The sequence below is a fragment of the Bovifimicola ammoniilytica genome (genome assembly GCF_025567085.1).
Lineage (GTDB): Bacteria > Bacillota > Clostridia > Lachnospirales > Lachnospiraceae > Bovifimicola > Bovifimicola ammoniilytica.
On the sequence record NZ_JAOQJN010000002.1, the window covers coordinates 1 to 20,072 of the forward strand.

Below are 20,072 nucleotides of genomic sequence, written 5' to 3' on the forward strand. Positions count from 1 at the left end.
AGTTTAATTCAGACATAAGCAATAAGAATGATGAAAATCTATGGTCAGATTGTGTTTATAGTGAAGCGACTATAACAGAAGTATACACAAATCACTACGGAGCAAGTGAACTTCGTGATACACTGCAGGGTATGGCTACGAATACATCCTACTTCACCTCAGCCGAGCAGGGCTTGATGAATGCCACCACAGTGACAACGAAGGATACGAAGAATAGTAGTGTAACCTATACCACCACAGACAAACTGTATGCGTTACAGGGAGATTATGATAATGACCAATACTTGTGGGCAGGAACCGATGACAGTACAGTACTTGCCATGAGTAGTTACTTGAGGAACGGAGAGTGGTTCTGGCTGCGCTCGCCTTACGGTGGTAGTGGTGACATTGCGTTGTGCGCGGATCGGGGCTATTATGTCATCCTCGGCCGTGTCGACATCGACTCCGGGAGCCCTGTTCAGCCCGCTTCCAATCTGGATCTGTCATCTGTTCTCTTCGCATCTGCTGCGACAGCAGCATCATCTGATACAAAATCGGAAAAGATAACAGACAGTGCGGCGATGACTTTAAGACTGGACGGAACAGGTAAGGATATTGGTACAGTAACATATAACACCACAACAGGTGATATTAAGGTGGTGAAGGGTACCACATCACAAACCGTGGCACTTGTCGTACAGGGCAATGACGGAACAAATGACTGGTATTACAGTAAACAGATTACAGGAACAGAGACGATAAATGCTTCAGATATTAAGTCAGCACTCAGTTTGACATCAGATATAGATTTATCAGCCTGCAAAATCTGGCTGGAAACTACAGACAGTACCAGTAATCTGACTTATGCGGTAAATGCAACTGACATAATAAGTATCACATCAGTAGCAATTACAGATATTGATATTCCGGTGTCTAATACTGCTTTGGATACCGAAGCATCATGTACAACAGAAGGTGTAAAAAGCACCACACCACAGATTACATGGACACCAAGTGATACCACAGCGGGATATAATACGAGATACACGGCAAGCATTACACTTACAGCAGCTACAGGCTACGAATTTGCAGATAATGTGACAGCTACCGTATCAGGCAATACCGCAACGAGTGTTACAAAGAATGCTGCAGATGATACATTGACAGTAACCAAAGAATTTACAACAGACAAGAGAAAGATAGAAAGTGTAGCTGCGCCGACAGTACCGGAAAATAATACATTTACAGCTTACTATGGCTATGATGGATATGATACAACGCCTATAAGCGGAACGAACACGGAGCTTGGAAAGACGGCAACAGTAACATTTGAAGGAACAACGTCACCAACTACAGAAGATATGGCTGTGACATGGACCATTGAGAGTGACGGAGGAGTTTATGACAAAACGCCGGAAGCAGAGAACATCTTTAGGTGGACAATCCCTGAATCTGCATTGACGAATTATAACGCTGCTAACTGTCAGGGCTATGATACAAGTACAGGCAATATCACAGGCACGATTACGGTTAAGAATAAAGCCGCAACCCCTGTCGCCATCACCGGAACAGACAGCAGTATAACATATACAGGTGAAACCGTTGATGTATCACAGTATTTTAGCATCGACAATAATGCAGGAGCTGCAACGTATACACTTGTTACTGGAACGAATGGCGGAACCGGAAAAGGCACGCTTTCGGGTACAACACTTACCGTAACCCAGACAGGAACCTTTAAGATTAAGGTAAGTACTGTAGCAAACGGAATCTTTGCGGCAGGAGAGAAAACAGTTACTCTTACGGTAGATAACGGAACCATCCTGTATACGGCAACGGATTACAGCACAACCTATGACGGACAGCCACACAGCATCAGCGTGAGCGTGACCAATCCTGAAGGAGCAGCCGTAACCTATAGCACCGATGGCATAACCTACGGCAGTGATAATCCTTCTTTTAGCAATGAAGGTACGTATACCGTATACTATCGGATTACGAAGGATAACTATACTACCGTTGAGGGTTCAAAGACAGTAACCATAAATAAAAAGCCTGTTACCATAACAGCACAGGAACAGGATATTGTCTGGGGTAAAGATATTAACCAAAGTCTGTATACCGTATCAGAGGATGGACTCATTACAGGTGACAGCATTAAAGAAATAACCCTTACACCAAGCACAACAGATCGTACAGAGAATGGAACAATCTCCGTAAGTGGTGTGAAGATTGAAAGTGCTGCAGGTGTGGATGTGACAGCCAACTATGATATCACAATGGCTAATGGTAATTTGAAGATTACCCACAATACAGCCCTTGCTCCTGAGCGGATTGAAGCATCAAAGACAAAGACCACGTATACAGCAGGCGATACCCTGAATGTGGATGACCTTGCAGTCACTGTGTACTATGCAGACGGATACAGTGAACCTGTGCAGGATTATACAACCAATGTATTCGCAATAGATATGTCAGCGGATGGAGATAAGATACTGACAGTATCATATACTAAGAATGGCGTAACAAAGACAAAGGATATTACCATAAAGGTAAATGCAGCTCCGACATCTTATAAAATTATATCCGGTGCAGACAGTGAGTGGAAGCAGAATACAGACGAAACCATCACTATCATAGGAAATGGAGAATTTTCTAAATTTGAAAGCGTAAAAGTAGATGGAGGCATAATTGATGCAAAGAACTACACCGCAAAAGAAGGTTCAACGATTATTATCTTAAAGGCAGATTACCTGAAAACACTTTCTGTCGGAACACATTCATTTGAAATTGTATGGGTAGATGGCTCCGCAGTTACAAGCTTTAAGGTAAGCAAGAATACATCAGATAATGAAGGTAGTAAAGACAACAGCAATGATAATCCAAATAGTAATCCAGTAGATGTACCTGATGACAAGAAAACTAATGGCAGTGACAGTGAAAATAATGCAGATGACAGCCTGCAGATAACAGCACCTCAGACTGGCGATAACAGCCATCCAATGCTCTGGGTGACATTATTAGCTGCTTCACTTGCCAGTCTGCCTGCATTGTTAAGTGTACGCAGAAAAAAAGATGATGAATAATATGCAGCGTTAAGACTTACGGCATGTAATTTCATAAAAGGGATAACCGGGTTGTGCTCGGTTATCCCTTTTAAGATGGAAGCATTTCAATCAGTTTACCATGCTAGTTTTATTTTGTGTTATACTGCTTTATAAGATTTTATTTCCCTTATTATTTCCCTTATCAGAGTTTGTAAACTCGTATGGGACGATATAACACAAGGGAAAGTCTAAGGGGAGGTTCACCTGCGATAAACTTTGTGTTTTCAAGGGCTTGAGAGATATTTGATAACAAAATATAACAGTTATTATTTGCACATGGCTATGCGAGTTTTATTGTGAATAATGCATTAGTCTGTGATGAGGAAAAGGTTAAGGCACAACTTGATCAGCCGGAAGAGAGATGATGTAAAAATAATGTAAAGTAAATATAATAAGGTAGTGTCAAATAAGTTATGAAAAAAATAAGCCAAAAAAAAGCTCAAGTGAACTTTGAAAATTGCAGATATTTAATCTTTTAATGAGTGACGCCACCCTTGACAGCACAACAAAAACTGCTGTAACGCGATTGCCGACGGTGAAGATGAAGAGTACAGTTAGTTCTTTTTCCGTCGCTCACAGCAGTGTAGCAGTTTTGTTTGAACCATCAAGGGCATAGCCAGAATCAAAGATTCTGGTGGCTGTTTATTATGCCTCGGGTTCAGAATCTAAGAACAGTTAGAGCCTTCGGCTTTTTGTAGATTTAGTATTGTCTGCTGTCCAAGATAGATAAGCAACTGCCATTTACCGGGCATATTGTTAGCATTGGACAGTTCGTTAACTTTATTGAGAACTTTGTATTTATTGTGTTTGTGAGGCCTTAAAAAGTTATAGTAGGCAACCCAGAGAGCAAGGTCGTAGTTGGCACCGTCGATGTTATCAAATCCGTTAGTAGTTCTGTAAGATGCTTTGTATGTACGATTTAGTCGTTCAATCATCTGCTTAAAGGGACGGAATTCGGTTGAGACTTCATCGTCGTTGGTAAGTCCAATTACTCGGGTAATATCAAAGTTAATTTTACCTTTTGATTCACGGAAAAACTGTTGTGCAGCAAGAGGATATGCACTGTATCCATCAGCAATAAATTTAAAGTCTTTTGGTATTTCTTTCAGATGTTTAAATGCCATACGCATTGCAAGGATGCAGGGACCAACACCCCCGATTATTAGATACCTGATAGCCAATGATGGAACGTTTGGCGGCATCCATAATGAACCAGATGTAGGACTTTATGCCACGGATTTTGATGTATGTTTCATCTGCTGTAAATGTTTTATCAACACCATAATCATAGTTGTCAACAAAAGGCTTAACGCATATAGCTGCAGTTTTGCAATAGTTGGCAATGGTCTGATGTGAAATGTTGATGTTGTAAAGGTCTTTTAAAGCCTGTTTTGTCTTGCGAAGAGATAATCCAAGATTAACATGCAGTGTAAGACAAAGAGACATTATGTGTGAATCAAACTTGTTGAATTTTAGAGAAGAAGCATTTTTAGGCAGAGAGTTTAAATCAATCTTAAAGAAATCTATCGTGAATTCGCGATAGATGTAATGGAGTTTGTATTTGTTTTTGCCATATTCTTCTTTCAGATGCTCTTTATCAACCTTCTTAAGATTGTGGATATAGTAAGGGCACTTGGGATTAACACATTTATGGATAATAAAGTGTTTACGGTCTTTCTTGCGAACCAGTGTATGAGAGCAATGAGGGCATCTCAAAACAGAAGTTTTTGAAAAACGACTTTTATCAGATGGTGCAAAACGATTCTGGCATATCTTACAAAGAAGCTGGCTTTTCTTTTTGCCATCATTCCATATAAGATATTGGAATGGAGCATTGCAAAGGTAAAAGTTGCAGTCCTCTGGAATATCACATTCACCACGACGAAAGACGGGTTTGATGGTTTTGTTATAGCGTTGTTTGTAGTAGGAAATGAGGTCAGTCCATTCACAATCCTGCTTGAAGGATATGATTTTGGGAAGTTCATCAATTTTAAACTTCTGATATTTTGGAGAATGGGAATCATCAAAAGCCCACTGCTTAAGAGAAATGTATCTGCAGATAAAGTTTAATAACTGACCAATAATTTTATTTTGGTATTTGATGTAATGTAATAAGTATAGTATAATGTCCATTAGCATTTATCCTTTCTGGTATTATGGATTTTTGAACGATGACATTATATCAAAAAAGGGAGGTAAATGCTCTTTTTATTTGCAAACTCCCTAAAATAAAGGTTTTTAATAAAAAATAAGGTAGTAAATTTGACACTACCATATGTGAAATGGAGGAATTGTTATGCCAAACATTAAACCAGTATCGGATCTTAGAAATTATACAGAAGTATTAAAGGAAGTTGATGTGTCTAATAGAGTATATTTAACACGTAATGGACACGGCCAGTATGGAATCCTCACAATGGCAGAGATTGATGAGCTTGATAGATATCGAGCTGCATATACATTGTCTTCAAAACTGAAAAGCTCTGAGGAGCGTGCGAATAAAGAGGGATGGATTTCAGCAGATGATTTAGAAAAAGAACTGGTGGTATAGAATTTGAAGAGATTAGAATACTCACCGGATGCGGCGCAGAAATTGCGTAATATCAAACGTGATGTAACGGTAAATTATGACGCAGATGTAGCAAAACGTGTTGTGTCAAATATGACGCAGACGATTCGACGGTTACAGAGATTTGAACAGTCTGGAATATCAGTAGAAAAGGCAATAGGTGTACCATGTGATTATCTGATGGTATATACAGAACATTATTTGGAATACGAACAACATCTCAGGAGACAGAAGATTACTGGGATGAAGATTAGAATGATTGATGTTGAAAATTATGTAAAACAGAGTGTCTAATGGTGTATAGATGAATATAGAGTGATAAGTTGCTGAAGATAATGCGTATATGGAAGTGGTAAGTATACTGTTGAAAAATTAATCCTAGATTATTAGAAGAAAGAGCAGTAAGGATAGATGGATACAGCGGTTTCCTTTTTCTGGATGAGAAGGGAATGCCGTTTGTGGCAATGCATTGGCAGCATCGATTCAATCATATGGTTGGCCAATACAATGATATTTACCGGGTGCAAATGCAATATCACGCCGCATATATGCAGGCATACCTACTGCAGTAATATGGCGAAAGCTGGTATGAATTCGAAGACACTGCAATACTTGATGGGACATAGTGATATAGGTGTTACGCTTAACACATACACCTATTTGGGATTGGAAGATGCCGAAGATGAATTGAAGCACCTGGAATATTTGAAGAAGGCAAGGAATGAGCTTGATAAGACAGAAGGAAAGTGGAATGTAACGCAGAAAATGTTTAAGGCGATTTGACAGGAATCAAGTTGCCGAAATTGTGATTTTGTAGTAGAATAGGCAATAACAGAGTTGCCAGAAACAATATTGTATTTGGAACCAAGCCGGGCGATTATGCCTGGCTTATTTACTTTATAATAGAAAGAAGGTATATGAATATGTGGTATGAATGGTTTTTTGATGGAATTGGATCTACCATAGTATCGCTTGTTCTAGGTGCGATTATAGGAGGATTCACTGGCTATAAAGTAGGAATTCATCATACAGTAAAACTTAATCAAAAAGCAGAAAATTCGGCAGAGCAGAAACAAATAATTAAAATGGCAGAAACATTTGACAGTACAGAATCAAATCACAATACAAATGTAATTATGAAACAAAAAGCAAAGAATAACGCAAAACAAACACAGATAGGTGGTATTGGGAATGGAAGAGATTAATCAGGTACAAAAAGCTGGAAAAGAAGCACAACAGTATCAAATTGGTAATATAACTATAAATTCAGGTATAACCGAAGAAAGAGCAAGAGCTGTTTTTGATGAAATGATTCCGCAGGCATTAGCAAATTATACGCAGGAAGCGTACAAGACTGCTAATGAAAGGGTAAACAAGTTAGAAGAAAGAATAATGCCTCGTTTAGAAAAAGTGGAGGGATTGTTACCTTCTTTTGCAGATCCAGCATTTCATGTATTACTCAGGAAGGCACAGAATAAGGCGGCAGTCACTGAACGAGAGAGTGATTATGACTTGTTGACAGAATTGTTGATATGTCATGTTCAAAAAGGAAATGACAGAAAAAAGCGAGTCGGAATAGATAAAGCAATAGAGATTATTGATTTTATAGATAATGATGCATTATGTGCTTTAACAATAGCATTTGTTACAAGAGCTTTTTTGCCTGTAACCGGAAACGTAGAAATGGGTATAAGCATATTAAATCAGATGTATCAAGAACTTATTTATGAAAAATTACCAGTAGGAGATTCTTGGATGGATCATTTAGATATCCTGGGAACAATCAGGATTACTCCATTTAGTAGTGTAAATAAAATAGAAGAAATCATTGCTAATAGTTTAGATGGATATGTAGCTGTTGGAATAAAGAGAGATTCTGCTGATTATTTTAAAGCTACTCAATTACTTCAAACGGTTGGCTTGAGTAATAATATTTTAGTGGCGAATGAATTTTTGCAAGATTACGTAAAGTTAGAAATACGAAATGTAGATGCAATCAGTCAATTATCTATCATTAACGACAAGATATCGAGACCGATAAATCAAAAAGAAGTTGATATATTGAAAGAAATTGTAAAATTATATGATGATAACAGTGAATTAAAAACTAAAGTCAAAGAGAAATTCTTTTTACGGTTCGATTCATATGATTCCTTAAAAAAATTACATGAATGGTGGAATTCAATAGAGGGTTCTTTTTCTATTACTGAGGTTGGAAGAATCATTGCATATATTAATGCAAAAAGATGTATTCCTGAATTACCAGACATTCTAGCGTAGTAACCACCCACCATTTTTACTACGTTCCTACTACGATAGAGGTTCACACCTTACGATATCTTGTCAGTTTTTGCATTTTTGACCGAAATCTGTACAAGAAATAAAAGAAAATTTAAGAGTGCAAACCAGGGCAAAAGCTTGGTAAACTGCGCTATTTAGGAGGTACTATGAAAAAAATACGTGTTCTCATGGTTTGCCACGGCAATATCTGTCGTTCACCAATATCAGAATTTGTCCTCAAGGATATGGTAGAAAAACGTGGCATACAAGAACAATTTGAAATAGCATCGGCGGCAACATCCACCGAAGAAATTTGGAATGGAAGAGGTAATCCTATTTATCCGCCAGCACAGGCAGAGCTTAAGAAACATAATATTGGCAACACTCCATATACCAACTTTGCAAATAAGAGAGCAAGACAGGTAAGAAAGGAAGATTATCAATACTATGATTACTTGCTTTGTGCAGATTCGGCGAATATAAGAAATACGATTTGTATTACCGGAGAAGATACGGAAAATAAGATTCAATTACTATTAGATTATTCGTTTAATCCTAAGAGGCGAGGCCAGTCAATAACTGATCCATGGTACAGTAACCGGTTTGATGAGACCTATAGAGATGTATATGATGGATGTGAGGGCTTTTTGAAATATTTAGAAGATAAAAATATGATATAATCATATTAATAATAGATACATTTATTGATTTTTATCAATTGGTTTATTAGTTTTGAAACAAAAGTGGGTAGCATTTATGTCAAGGAGAAAATATATGAGAAAGGTACTTAAAATAGAGCTTATAATAGTTGTTGTAGTAATAATTATAGCAATTTTACATCCTGTTGTATCGAATAATATTAAATACTCAAAGGCAGAGAAGCTGATGGAAAAGGGAAATTATTCAGAAGCAAATGACATATTATTTGATTTAGAATTAGACGAATTTCGAGAAAGTGAGAAGTTGCGGGAAATATGTAATGCACATATTTTATATGGCAGGGGTGAGATTGATATGGCAAAATATTATATGAGTAATGTTAATTTGAATATCTTATCTAAAAAGCAGAGACGTATTGAGAAAGAATTTATTGAACAGATAGATTCAGAAGTTGATGATTACGTAGAAGAAAAGGATAAAGAAAAAAGAAAATATGAAAATAAGGTGAAAAATGGTGTTCCATTTGTAGGAATGTATGAAAAAGATATAGATAATACGAAATTAGGAACGCATACAAGTGTTGAAAATCAATATCTGAATAGTCAGAATAAAAAGTATAAAAAGATAGTTTATGCAAAGAATTATTATTTTAAAGATGGTGATTTTATAATTTTCAGTGCAAAATGCGTAAATGGTATGGTAACGTGGGTAACGGATAATAGAGAAAAGTACGATGAATATTTAAAAGCAAAGAAAAATGCAAATAAGAATTATCATTCAGGCAGTTATAATCCATATGATTCAATGGATGATTATGATGATCCGGAGGACTACTATTATGACAATATGGATGAATATGATGATTATGGCGATGCAGAAGATGACTGGGATGATTATATGGATGAAAAAGATTGACAAAAATGAAAGAATTATAAAAAATATGTCATAAATATAGTATTTACTGCATAAATTATAATTAAAAAAAATTTAAAATAGGAGGTTTTAATTATGAAATCAAAATATTTAGACAAGCCATTCGATAATTTTGAACAAGATTTTGCAGATAAGAATTATTATTTAATGGATAAATATTTGAATTCCAGAAAGTTGAAAGATAAGGACGAGATGAGATCGGCATTAGGTGAATATTATATGTTGGCAGTAAGAAAATATCTTAAAAATGAAAAATTAAGGAAAAAATATAATTTTGAAGCAATATGTATAATGACACTTAAAATGGGCGAAAGTAATTATTGGAGAGCATTAAATCGTAAGAAAAGATGTCCGATAGGTGGTATTATAAGTTATGATGATTTTAGGACATCTTATACGGAAGATAATAATTGCAATATAGTTCTAGAGTGTAATATTTACATAGAATTTGTAGACAATTATGCAATTAATATGGCTATGGCTGAAGCTATATACAATGAATTATCAACTGTAGAGCAGAAAATTTTTCTATATCGTTTTAATAGATGGAGCGATAGTGAGATTAGAAAAGAACTAAATATAAGTGAATATAGATATGACAAATATTTAAAGGAAATAAAGAAAAAGGTAAAGAGAATAATTAAAGAATGATAAAGTGTTTAAGAGTAGTCATATAAACTGTGTATACATAAATTAAGTGAATATATTTATATAAGTATATTAGAAAATAGCTTCTAAAATAATTTGATTTAGCTTATTCTAAAATGATTTTAATATACTTTGTTACACAATCTTCTATTTGAATTTATTTATAATAGGGTTAACTATTCTATCCATCTGTACGATAAATATATTAGAAGGTTGAGTTCAGAATCAGCCAAAACAATTGAATATATAATGAAAAGGAATTTATTAATGATTCAAATGGATGATGCTTTCTTTCTTTATTATTTAATTTATTTATTTACACATTCAAGGAGGAATGAAAAATGAGTAATATATTTACAGATTCAAATGTATCAACAATAGCTAATGGAGTAGCAGCATATTCAAATATGAATAATAAAGGAGCTGCTAATAAGTCAGCAAAGATGAGTAATAATAGTAGTGTTAATGACAGTGCATCGACTGCTGAAACAAGTGCATCAGATACAGTTAAGAAGACTAAAGTAAGTGGAAAGACAATAGGCACGCCTGAATTATCTGAAAAAGCGGCAAAATATTATGAGACACTTAAGAAGAAATATTCTAATATGGATTTTATCTTAGTAAGTGCTGATATGAAAGAGCAGGCTAAGAGCCAGGCAGGAAGTTATGCTAATGCAAATAAGATGGTCGTGCTAATTGATGAAGAGAAGATAGAGAGAATGGCTGAGGACGAGAAGTTCCGTAAGCAGTATGAGGGCATCATTGCAAATGCAGCAAGTGGCATTTCACAACTCGGAAGTAAGATAGCAGGCAGTGGAGCAAGTGTAAAAGGCTATGGTATGCAGGTTAATGATAATGGAACAGCCTCATATTTTGCAGTTCTTGAGAAATCAAGTGAAGCACAGAAAGAGCGTATTGCTAAGAAATCAGCAGAGAATAAGGCTAAGAAGAAAGAAGAGCAGAAAAAGGCTGATAAGGCAGCAAAGCAGGAAAGATTAGAAAAGAGTCGTGAAAATAATGCAGCAAAGAATTCATCAGGAGTTGATTCAGATGATATAAATGTGAGCGGGGATTCTGATACAATTACTATTACGGCATCATCTATTGACGAGCTTTTGAGAAAGATAGATGATTATAACCAGCTTTATAAGAGTGATAATGTAAGAACTGATGCAGAGAAGAAAGTCGGTCAGAGATTTGACTATTCTATTTAACTGTACAGCTAATCATTTGAAAATTTGGAGATTTACAAATGAATAATTCGGCTAATTTAGATTTGACTGAGGGAAAGATTACAACTAAGTTATGGCATTTGTGATACCTTTAATGCTTGGAAATGTGTTGCAGCAGCTCTACAATCTGGTTGATACATGGGTTGTTGGAAAATATATCGGCGAAAATGCTTTAGCGGCAGTAGGGTCATCATATACTTTGATGACCTTTTTGATGTCCATAATAATAGGCTTGTGTCTTGGAAGCAGTTCATTTATTTAAATGGCATTTGGAAAAAGAAGAGAAGATTTGATAAGAAATGGAATATACACATCATTTGTAACAATTGCGACATTGACAGGTATATTAATGCTTATATCATATTGTGGAATAAATGAAATTTTTAATATAATGAATGTTCCTGATAATGTGAAAAGTGGAATGAAGATATATATGCTATATTGTCTTGCGTGTTTTGCAAGGCCGCTTATGGCAATATTTGTAAATGCATTTAAGACAAATATTATAAATATCGGGGTACACTATTTAAGGATAGAGGGTGCATTTTATATAGGAATTGGCATTTTATTTATGCTATATGGTTATTACCGCGCAGTTAACAGCCCGATGGTTTCAGTAATATTAACAGTTATTTCACTTGGAACAAGAGTGATTTTAGCATATGTATTGTCGGGAATTTCATTTATCGGAGTTACAGGTATATGGGCAGCCATACCGATTGGCTGGTTTTTAGCAGATTTTACAGGAATAATAATATATTTATATGATGCCAGGGTCAAAAGGTCTAAAAAAATATGAGCATGCGTATAGGTGAGTGAAAGACCTTTGAAACCGCTACAATATGAGCATAATTATGGAGGAATTTATATGTGTACAGCAGCAACTTATAAGACAAAAGATTTTTATTTTGGAAGAACTTTAGATTATGAATTTTCCTATGGAGACGAGATAACGGTCACACCGAGAAATTATGTATTTAATTTCAGACATATGGGTGAGTTAAAGACTCATTATGCAATGGTTGGAATGGCACACGTTGCAGATGAGTATCCTCTTTATTACGATGCATTTAATGAAAAGGGCTTATGTATGGCGGGACTTAATTTCGTTGGAAATGCAGTCTACGAAGAGATTGATGATTCGAGAGAGAACGTGGCCCAGTTTGAATTTATTCCATGGATATTAAGTAAATGTGCGACTGTAAATGAGGCACGTAAGTTATTAGATAAAATGAATCTTGTAGGAACGCAGTTTAATGAAGTATTTGCGGCAGCACAGCTACACTGGATTATAGCCGACGAAAATGAGGCGATAACGGTTGAATGTGTTAAGGAAGGCTTGAAAATATATGATAATAAAGCGGGTGTTCTTACGAATAACCCACCATTTCCACAGCAGATGTTTCTATTGAATCAATATATGAGTTTATCATCAAAGCAGCCAGACAATACATTTTCGAAAGTGCTTGATTTACAGCAATATAGCAGAGGAATGGGAGCAATCGGGCTTCCGGGAGATTTATCATCGACATCGAGATTTGCAAGGGTTGCATTTACAAAATTGAATTCGATTTCAAGTGATTCAGAGGAGGAAAGCGTAAGCCAGTTCTTCCATATATTAGGTTCCGTTGACCAGCAAAGAGGGTGCTGTGAAGTGGCAGATGGCAAATATGAGATAACCTTATATACATCATGCTGTAATGCAAATAAGGGTATCTATTACTACACATCATATGATAACAGCCAGATTTCAGCAGTAGATATGAATAGAGAGAATTTAGACGGAAGTAATCTTATTAAATATCCTTTACTTACAAAAGGACAGATTATGTGGCAGAATTAATGATATATGAATTGCACATTTGGTAAAAATGTGCAATTTTTTTTCTTTAAATTACCTGATTTTTTATTTGCGGATAGAAGCATAGAGTGATATTATTATAACTAAAGTTAGAGAAAACTAACTAAAATATGACATATATAACTCGATAAGATATGAGGATTGTGACATATGAGATTCAGATGCCATTGATTTATATGTTGAAATAAAAAGATAAAGGAGATTTAAAGATGTTTATTGATATTAAAGGAGCCAGAAAACAGTATGGTAGTGGGGAAACACTGGTAAATGCATTAGACGGAGTGGACATATCATTAGATGAGGGAAAGATTTATGTAATTCTTGGACCATCGGGTTCAGGAAAGAGTACCCTGTTAAATATGATAGGAGGACTTGATTCCTTAGATTCAGGAACAATTACAATTTCAGGTAGAAATATAAGTAACGCCAATAAGAAAGATTTGACAGAATACAGAAGAGAGGATATTGGTTTTGTGTTCCAGTTCTATAATCTCATTCCTGATTTAACAGTTCAGGAGAATATAGAGGTGGTTTCAGATATTTCTAAGAATCCTATGGATATTGATGAGGTATTAGAAGCGCTTGACATCAGCAAATACCGTAGACGTTTTCCTAAGGAATTATCAGGAGGACAGCAGCAAAGAGTGGCAATTGCGAGAGCGCTTATTAAGAATCCTAAATTACTTCTTTGTGATGAATTGACAGGTGCGCTTGATTCTAAATCATCACGTAGTGTACTTAAATTCATTGAGAAAGTTAATGAGCGGTTTAAAACTACTATAATCATTATTACACATAATGAGGCAATAGCTGATATGGCGAATAAGGTAATCAGAATTAAGGACGGTCGTATTGATTTGTGCAAGGAAAATGCAACGAAGAAAAAGGCAGACGGATTGGAGTTGTAAATTATGACATTAAATAAGAGATACATAAGAAATATTAAAGACAATCTTTCGTTCTATATTGCATCAATTGTACTTACTGCAGTTGCCCTTTTGATGTTTTTCCTCTTTTATATAGCAGGAACAGGAATTAAAGATTATGGTGACAAATTCTTTGACAGGAATAAATTAGAAGATGCGACATTTACTACATATTTAGAGATTCCTGATGAAGAAATAGAGAAGTTAGAAGATAAATATAACATTACATTTGAGAAAGAACATTATGTAAATATCAGTGAAGATGATTATAAAGTAAGAGTATTTAAAGCTAGTCATAAGATTGATTTGTATGAAGTAATTGACGGAAAAGATATTGAAAATGATGATGAAATAGTTATATCCAGAGGTTATGCACAGAATATGAATGTGAAATTAGGTGACAGCATAGAAATTGCAGGTAAGAGTTACAAAGTCACAGGCTTCTTCTTGAGACCGGATTATCTGTATATGCTTGAAAATGCAGATGACACCTATAAGAATATTACATCATTTTTCTTAGCATATATGACCGATGATGCTTATGATGCACTTGGTTCTAATGCGTGTCAGTACAAAGTTATCTATAATAAGAATAGTGACAGTACAGCATTTAGAAAATATATTAATGATGAATATAAAGTAAATTCATATTTATCAAAAGATGATAATGAGAGAATTACAATGGTAGATGACCAGGCTGTAATGTTTATTGTTATGGCATATGTATTCTTAGTAACACTTCCACTTATTACTGTTGCACTCATTTCGATTATAATTGGCAGAAAAGTTAAGAATGAACAGAAAATGATAGGTACTCTTACAGCACTTGGATATAAGAAGAGCCAGTTAGTAAGACATTATGCTATACTTGCCGTGATTCCGGGAGTTGCTGGTGGAATACTTGTAACAATAATAACTAAGATATTACAGCAGCCATATGGTGAACTTGGGCTTGCGGATTACGAGCCTATGCCTGTTAAATTCCGTTTGCCAATATTTGCAGCTATTCTTGGTATAGTAATTCCTACATTATTATATGCATTAGCAGCAATTAAGAAAGTAAATAAGTTGTTAAAGAAAGATACAGTTACCTTACTTAACGGAAATGCTGATGAATCAAAGAAAACTAAAAGAGTTATGGTTAATTCTAAAAGCAAGGTTAAGAATAAATTCGCAGTAAGAAGTCTGATTGGCAATCCTGGAAGAACATTTGTCGTATTTTTAGGTGCTGCACTTGGTGCATTTATTATTACAATTGGATTCACATTTATTGATACTTTTAATGATATTGCGGATAATGGAATGGGTAATATAGGAACATTCAAATATGAATATATCCTCAATTCGCTTGAAACAAAAGAATATGATGATGCAGAGAAACTTATTGTTGGAAATTATGAATATAAAGATGCAACATTTAGCTTAATGGGTGCTGATTCAGATGTTTCACTTATGAATACGAATACTAAAGATGGTAAAAAGGCTGACCTTGATAAAGGCTTCTATATCAGTAATGTAATGGCTTATGCTTATAAAATAAAAGCAGGCGATACGGTAAAATTTAAAAATCCTTATACAATGGAAGAATATTCAGTTGTGATTGAGGGTATTATTGATAATGACAGCCAGAAATTAATACTTGGAAGAAATGACAAAGTAAGAGAAATTATGGGAATAGAAGATGATGTGTATAACTGCCTCTTATCTAAAGAAAAATTAGATATTGGTGACAAGGTTTCTAAGACAATCACATCAGATGATATAAAAGAACAGATGCAGACAGTTATGGACGAAATGGGAAGTATTATATATGCACTTATCATAATCGGTGCTATAATATGTGTATCAGCATTATATGTATCTGTTAATATGTTATTGACTGAGAACCGCCATAACATATCTATGCTTAAGGTATTAGGACTTACTGACAAAGAGATAAACAGAATGGTAATAAATGTTAATCATTTTATTATTCCATTTTCAATTGCAGTTGGTATGGGATTAGGATATCTTGCAATGGTTATTGTGTTCAGAGTATTTTCACAGCTTGAGGGCAATTACTATAAGTCTACATTTAGTTTTGGAAACTTTATTCTTACAATTGTAATTGTAACATTGTGCTATGTAGTTTCACTTATATTAGTACGACGTAAAGTAAATAAGGTAAATATGGTGGAAAGTCTTAAGGATAACAGAGAATAAAAATACCTGGAGGCAGAAAAAGTGATTAAAGGATTTGCGCACATAGCTTTATACACAGAGAAATTCAAAGAGACAATTAATTTCTATAAGGAAATATTCGATGCAAAGGAAATGGGATATTTTAAGACTAAGACTGATGCCTGCTGGTTGTCGGTAGGTGACGATATTTTGGAAATATTTAATGAAGAGAGTCTTGGAGACGGTGCTTTTAAACATATTGCAATTGAATGTGATAATGTAGATAATTTATTCGAAAAGGCGCTTAAATGTGGAGCAGCACCACATGTCTATCCTAAAGATATTGCTCTTGCACTTAATGATAAGGTAGAAGCAAGGATAGCTTTTATCAAAGGAATTAATGGTGAACAGATAGAATTATTTGAAAGAAAATGATAAAACCTCTCATATAGAATGCTTGTTATTTAGGCAATAATAAGATATAATACATAACGAGTTAGACATAACTAACTTGTGTGTAAATCATAAAGGACTCCCTATAAACAAAACTGCTGAATTTGTTTACCGGAAAACTTCATTTTCCGGAGGGAGAACCTTGAATTGCTGAAAGGAGAGCGAAAGCCATGAATTATTTAGAAATTGAAAAAGTAATAGGAAGAGAGATATTAGATTCGCGTGGAAATCCAACAGTAGAAGCTGAAGTAGTATTAGCAGACGGAACAGTTGGAAGAGGAGCAGCACCAAGTGGAGCTTCTACAGGCGAATTTGAAGCACTTGAACTTCGCGACGGAGTGAAAGATAGATATTTAGGAAAAGGTGTTGAAAAAGCAGTAGAAAATATCAACACAATTATTAATGATACATTAGCTGGAATGGATGCATCTGACATTTATGCAGTAGACAAAGCTATGATAGATGCAGACGGAACAAAGGACAAGTCTAAATTAGGAGCAAATGCAATTCTTGCAGTATCTATCGCATGTGCAAGAGCAGCATCAATATCACTTGATATTCCTCTTTATCGTTTCCTTGGTGGCATCAGTGGTAACAGGTTGCCGGTTCCTATGATGAATATTATTAATGGCGGATGTCATGCATTATCATCAGGATTAGATGTTCAGGAATTTATGATTATGCCTGTTGGTGCACCATCATTCAAAGAATGCTTAAGATGGTGTTCGGAAGTATTCCATGCACTTGCATCTATTCTTAAAGAAAGAGGACTTGCTACATCAGTTGGTGATGAGGGTGGTTTCGCTCCGGCATTAAAATCTGATGAAGAAGCAATCGAAACAATCTTAGAGGCTGTTAAGAAAGCAGGTTATGAACCTGAGAAAGACTTTATGATTGCTATGGATGCAGCATCCTCAGAATGGAAAACAGGAAAGAAAGGCGAATACAAATTACCTAAAGCCGGAACAGTATTCACATCTGACGATTTAATTGAACATTGGAAGAATCTTGTTGAGAAATATCCAATCATCTCAATTGAAGATGCATTAGATGAAGAAGACTGGGAAGGATGGCAGAAGCTTACAAAAGAACTTGGAGACAAAGTTCAGTTAGTAGGTGATGACTTATTCGTTACAAATACAGAGAGATTATCTAAGGGTATCAAACTTGGTTGTGGTAACTCTATATTAATCAAATTAAATCAGATTGGTTCAATCTCAGAAACACTTGAAGCCATTAAGATGGCACATAAGGCAGGTTATACAGCTATAAGCTCACACCGTTCAGGTGAAACAGCAGATACAACAATTGCTGATTTAGCAGTTGCCCTTAACACATGCCAGATTAAGACAGGTGCGCCAAGCCGTTCAGAACGTGTAGCTAAGTACAACCAGTTACTCAGAATCGAAGAAGAATTAGGCGATAGCGCGGTTTATCCTGGAATCAACGCATTCAATGTTGTTAAATAATAATATAAAATATATATAGTAAAGCAATAATAAAGCAATAAAGACCAGCTGGAATTACACCAACTGGTCTTTATTATTTACCAGGAAATTCCTGTTGAAATACACATTATATAATATTAGCAACCAAAACAATTACGGATATAGTTCCATAAATCGCTACAGTTTGAAATAAACTTAAAACACATTTTAATATCCTCCTTTATTTTTTATTGAATACTTTTATTTGTCTTAGCTAATGACAAATGAATCGTAACAATTTTGTAACATATTTGCAATATGATAGTATTGGAAGATAAGTCAGCAACTGGAAAATGATATATCTGTCTTAATCGTAAAAAAAATTTAATAGATTAATTGCATTGTCTATGATATAATCAACAGATAAGCAGATTGTGGATATTTTTGTGAAAGGAATATGGAAGATAATGCTTAACGAAGAAAAGATAAGACTTATGACGAAGTTAGCAATATATGAACAGGGAGAGGGCAAGGAATCAATTAAGAGCAACAAGTATTATAAGAAAGATTATGTTGGACTTAAAATGATTAATACAGCCATAACCATAACATTGGCATTTATGTTGTGCCTGATATTGTGGGTAATATATAAGGTGGATTTTTTTGCGAAGAACATAGTATCTATGAATTTATTTACACTTGGTAAGAAGATTCTTATTATATATGTTATAACATTTATTATATATATGCTTATTTCGTATGTGGTTTATTCTATAAAATACCTGAAGATGCATGATATGAATGTAGAATATTCAGAGAATTTAAAAGAATTATATATGGTTTACAAAAGAGAAGAAAAGAGTAAAAGCGAAACAAAATTAGGAGGAACAGACTCTGATGACAAAACTTTTGGTTTTTAAGGAAAAAATAAGAAAATTATATAGTTCACATTCAACGTATATATTGCCGGTTATAAGATTTGTATTGGCACTTACATATGTCTTGATGATTAATAATTATTTAGGTATTGGCGGGATACTAAATAACTCTGTGTTAGCTATAATTATAGCAGCTTGTTGTTCGTTGTTGCCAGTCAATGTAATAGTGTTTTTAATGTCATTACTGTTGATAGTGAATATATATAGAATAGCAGCAGAGATGGCATTAGTTGCATTAGTTATATACCTTATAATGTATATTGCTTATTTCAGATTTTCGGTTAGATATGGTTATGTATTACTCGTTATGCCAATAGTATTTTTATTAAGAATACCATATTTAATGCCACTTGTTATAGGAGTTGGATTATCTATGACAGCGATTGTACCTATGGTATTTGGTACAATAATATTTTTCATAATGAAATATGCAGGAAGTGAGGTTATAGCCGATGGAAGCAAGGCTTCAGGTGTAGATAAGGCAAGTTCATTTTTAAGAAATGTATTAGCTAATAAGGAAATGTTTGCTATAATTCTTGCATTTGTATTAGCAGCGCTTGTTGTATATGGGATTAAACGTTTATCTATAGACCATTCAATGCAGATAGGCATAATTGTTGGCGGAATTTTAGAATTAATTATAATTGTATGTGCAACATATATATTTGATATTGATGGTATATATCCTATATGGATGGTAGCTGTAATGGGGCTTCTGGCAATAGGAATATCCTATATATTACAGTACTTTGTACTTGCAGTAGATTATTCGGGAACAGAGTATATACAATTTGAAGATGACGATTATTACTATTATGTCAAGGCAGTACCTAAGATAAAAGTTACAGCATCAGATGTACAGGTAAAGCGTATAAATGTTAAGAAGATGAAATAATCAA

Annotated in this window: 21 protein-coding genes; 19 read left to right on the top strand and 2 right to left on the bottom strand. The window is 34.7% G+C overall.

The annotated features are described in order from the left end of the window. On the top strand, positions 1-3,065 hold a 3,065-nt coding region (locus tag OCV48_RS01815; protein WP_147591002.1), incomplete at its 5' end, for a bacterial Ig-like domain-containing protein. Between the two features lie 686 nt (positions 3,066-3,751). Here the strand turns inward: OCV48_RS01815 and OCV48_RS14015 are convergent. Continuing rightward, the gene (locus tag OCV48_RS14015; RefSeq protein WP_394803215.1) at positions 3,752-4,210 is read right to left on the bottom strand and encodes an integrase core domain-containing protein; all 459 of its coding nucleotides are present in this window, start codon (positions 4,208-4,210) and stop codon (positions 3,752-3,754) included. After that, positions 4,200-5,219 carry an IS66 family transposase gene (locus tag OCV48_RS01820; protein WP_394803216.1) on the bottom strand — a complete coding sequence of 340 codons (1,020 nt, stop codon included), beginning with the start codon at positions 5,217-5,219 and terminating at the stop codon, positions 4,200-4,202. Before OCV48_RS01820 ends, OCV48_RS14015 begins: the two co-directional genes overlap by 11 nt. 163 nt (positions 5,220-5,382) lie before the next feature. On the opposite strand from OCV48_RS01820, the gene OCV48_RS01825 reads away from it, so the two are divergent. The 18 genes from OCV48_RS01825 (at position 5,383) to OCV48_RS01905 (ending at position 20,068) form a co-directional block, all read left to right on the top strand. Next, positions 5,383-5,637, top strand: coding sequence for a prevent-host-death protein (locus OCV48_RS01825; RefSeq protein ID WP_147591003.1), 255 nt, complete (start codon positions 5,383-5,385; stop codon positions 5,635-5,637). A gap of 3 nt (positions 5,638-5,640) precedes the next feature. Then, complete coding sequence (locus OCV48_RS01830) at positions 5,641-5,949, top strand: type II toxin-antitoxin system RelE/ParE family toxin (RefSeq protein ID WP_147591004.1); 309 nt, start codon at positions 5,641-5,643, stop codon at positions 5,947-5,949. A gap of 279 nt (positions 5,950-6,228) precedes the next feature. Then, complete coding sequence (locus OCV48_RS14020) at positions 6,229-6,438, top strand: integrase (protein ID WP_394803217.1); 210 nt, start codon at positions 6,229-6,231, stop codon at positions 6,436-6,438. A gap of 140 nt (positions 6,439-6,578) precedes the next feature. Continuing rightward, positions 6,579-6,860, top strand: coding sequence for a hypothetical protein (locus OCV48_RS01840; protein WP_147591005.1), 282 nt, complete (start codon positions 6,579-6,581; stop codon positions 6,858-6,860). Then, the gene (locus OCV48_RS01845; RefSeq protein ID WP_147591006.1) at positions 6,847-7,935 is read left to right on the top strand and encodes an LPO_1073/Vpar_1526 family protein; all 1,089 of its coding nucleotides are present in this window, start codon (positions 6,847-6,849) and stop codon (positions 7,933-7,935) included. The genes OCV48_RS01840 and OCV48_RS01845 overlap by 14 nt, the downstream gene beginning before the upstream one ends. A gap of 167 nt (positions 7,936-8,102) precedes the next feature. Next, on the top strand, positions 8,103-8,615 hold the full coding sequence (locus tag OCV48_RS01850; protein ID WP_147591007.1) for a low molecular weight protein-tyrosine-phosphatase: 513 nt from the start codon (positions 8,103-8,105) through the stop codon (positions 8,613-8,615). A 94-nt stretch (positions 8,616-8,709) separates the two neighbouring features. After that, the gene (locus OCV48_RS01855; RefSeq protein ID WP_147591008.1) at positions 8,710-9,510 is read left to right on the top strand and encodes a hypothetical protein; all 801 of its coding nucleotides are present in this window, start codon (positions 8,710-8,712) and stop codon (positions 9,508-9,510) included. A 93-nt stretch (positions 9,511-9,603) separates the two neighbouring features. Next, positions 9,604-10,179 carry a hypothetical protein gene (locus OCV48_RS01860; RefSeq protein WP_147591009.1) on the top strand — a complete coding sequence of 192 codons (576 nt, stop codon included), beginning with the start codon at positions 9,604-9,606 and terminating at the stop codon, positions 10,177-10,179. Positions 10,180-10,517: 338 nt separating this feature from the next. After that, positions 10,518-11,390 carry a DUF6033 family protein gene (locus OCV48_RS01865; protein WP_262558639.1) on the top strand — a complete coding sequence of 291 codons (873 nt, stop codon included), beginning with the start codon at positions 10,518-10,520 and terminating at the stop codon, positions 11,388-11,390. 91 nt (positions 11,391-11,481) lie between these two features. Then, positions 11,482-11,670 carry an MATE family efflux transporter gene (locus OCV48_RS13945; RefSeq protein WP_317246800.1) on the top strand — a complete coding sequence of 63 codons (189 nt, stop codon included), beginning with the start codon at positions 11,482-11,484 and terminating at the stop codon, positions 11,668-11,670. After that, positions 11,671-12,207: an MATE family efflux transporter gene (locus OCV48_RS01870; RefSeq protein ID WP_317246801.1), complete on the top strand. Its 537-nt coding sequence runs from the start codon at positions 11,671-11,673 to the stop codon at positions 12,205-12,207. It begins immediately after the preceding gene. A 69-nt stretch (positions 12,208-12,276) separates the two neighbouring features. After that, positions 12,277-13,251, top strand: coding sequence for a choloylglycine hydrolase (bsh, locus tag OCV48_RS01875; protein WP_147591010.1), 975 nt, complete (start codon positions 12,277-12,279; stop codon positions 13,249-13,251). Between the two features lie 227 nt (positions 13,252-13,478). Then, positions 13,479-14,177, top strand: a complete 699-nt coding sequence (locus OCV48_RS01880; protein ID WP_147591011.1) for an ABC transporter ATP-binding protein — start codon at positions 13,479-13,481, stop codon at positions 14,175-14,177. A gap of 3 nt (positions 14,178-14,180) precedes the next feature. Beyond that, the gene (locus OCV48_RS01885; protein WP_147591012.1) at positions 14,181-16,397 is read left to right on the top strand and encodes an ABC transporter permease; all 2,217 of its coding nucleotides are present in this window, start codon (positions 14,181-14,183) and stop codon (positions 16,395-16,397) included. 21 nt (positions 16,398-16,418) lie between these two features. Then, positions 16,419-16,790, top strand: coding sequence for a VOC family protein (locus tag OCV48_RS01890; protein ID WP_021982779.1), 372 nt, complete (start codon positions 16,419-16,421; stop codon positions 16,788-16,790). A gap of 188 nt (positions 16,791-16,978) precedes the next feature. After that, positions 16,979-18,277 carry a phosphopyruvate hydratase gene (gene eno / locus OCV48_RS01895; protein WP_021982778.1) on the top strand — a complete coding sequence of 433 codons (1,299 nt, stop codon included), beginning with the start codon at positions 16,979-16,981 and terminating at the stop codon, positions 18,275-18,277. A gap of 404 nt (positions 18,278-18,681) precedes the next feature. Beyond that, entirely contained in the window at positions 18,682-19,155 is a 474-nt protein-coding gene (locus OCV48_RS01900; protein ID WP_147591014.1) for a hypothetical protein, read from the top strand. Continuing rightward, on the top strand, positions 19,133-20,068 hold the full coding sequence (locus OCV48_RS01905; protein WP_147591015.1) for a hypothetical protein: 936 nt from the start codon (positions 19,133-19,135) through the stop codon (positions 20,066-20,068). The genes OCV48_RS01900 and OCV48_RS01905 overlap by 23 nt, the downstream gene beginning before the upstream one ends. Positions 20,069-20,072: the final 4 nt, after the last annotated feature.

Excerpts from the sequence above, each read along its gene's own strand:
- OCV48_RS14015 (WP_394803215.1), bottom strand. The coding sequence starts at position 4,210 with ATGGCATTTAAACATCTGAAAGAAATACCAAAAGACTTTAAATTTATT.
- OCV48_RS01820 (WP_394803216.1), bottom strand. The coding sequence starts at position 5,219 with ATGGACATTATACTATACTTATTACATTACATCAAATACCAAAATAAA.
- OCV48_RS01825 (WP_147591003.1), top strand. The coding sequence starts at position 5,383 with ATGCCAAACATTAAACCAGTATCGGATCTTAGAAATTATACAGAAGTA.
- OCV48_RS14020 (WP_394803217.1), top strand. The coding sequence starts at position 6,229 with ATGGCGAAAGCTGGTATGAATTCGAAGACACTGCAATACTTGATGGGA.
- OCV48_RS01840 (WP_147591005.1), top strand. The coding sequence starts at position 6,579 with ATGTGGTATGAATGGTTTTTTGATGGAATTGGATCTACCATAGTATCG.
- OCV48_RS01845 (WP_147591006.1), top strand. The coding sequence starts at position 6,847 with ATGGAAGAGATTAATCAGGTACAAAAAGCTGGAAAAGAAGCACAACAG.
- OCV48_RS01850 (WP_147591007.1), top strand. The coding sequence starts at position 8,103 with ATGAAAAAAATACGTGTTCTCATGGTTTGCCACGGCAATATCTGTCGT.
- OCV48_RS01855 (WP_147591008.1), top strand. The coding sequence starts at position 8,710 with ATGAGAAAGGTACTTAAAATAGAGCTTATAATAGTTGTTGTAGTAATA.
- OCV48_RS01860 (WP_147591009.1), top strand. The coding sequence starts at position 9,604 with ATGAAATCAAAATATTTAGACAAGCCATTCGATAATTTTGAACAAGAT.
- OCV48_RS01865 (WP_262558639.1), top strand. The coding sequence starts at position 10,518 with ATGAGTAATATATTTACAGATTCAAATGTATCAACAATAGCTAATGGA.
- OCV48_RS13945 (WP_317246800.1), top strand. The coding sequence starts at position 11,482 with ATGGCATTTGTGATACCTTTAATGCTTGGAAATGTGTTGCAGCAGCTC.
- OCV48_RS01870 (WP_317246801.1), top strand. The coding sequence starts at position 11,671 with ATGGCATTTGGAAAAAGAAGAGAAGATTTGATAAGAAATGGAATATAC.
- bsh (WP_147591010.1), top strand. The coding sequence starts at position 12,277 with ATGTGTACAGCAGCAACTTATAAGACAAAAGATTTTTATTTTGGAAGA.
- OCV48_RS01880 (WP_147591011.1), top strand. The coding sequence starts at position 13,479 with ATGTTTATTGATATTAAAGGAGCCAGAAAACAGTATGGTAGTGGGGAA.
- OCV48_RS01885 (WP_147591012.1), top strand. The coding sequence starts at position 14,181 with ATGACATTAAATAAGAGATACATAAGAAATATTAAAGACAATCTTTCG.
- eno (WP_021982778.1), top strand. The coding sequence starts at position 16,979 with ATGAATTATTTAGAAATTGAAAAAGTAATAGGAAGAGAGATATTAGAT.
- OCV48_RS01905 (WP_147591015.1), top strand. The coding sequence starts at position 19,133 with ATGACAAAACTTTTGGTTTTTAAGGAAAAAATAAGAAAATTATATAGT.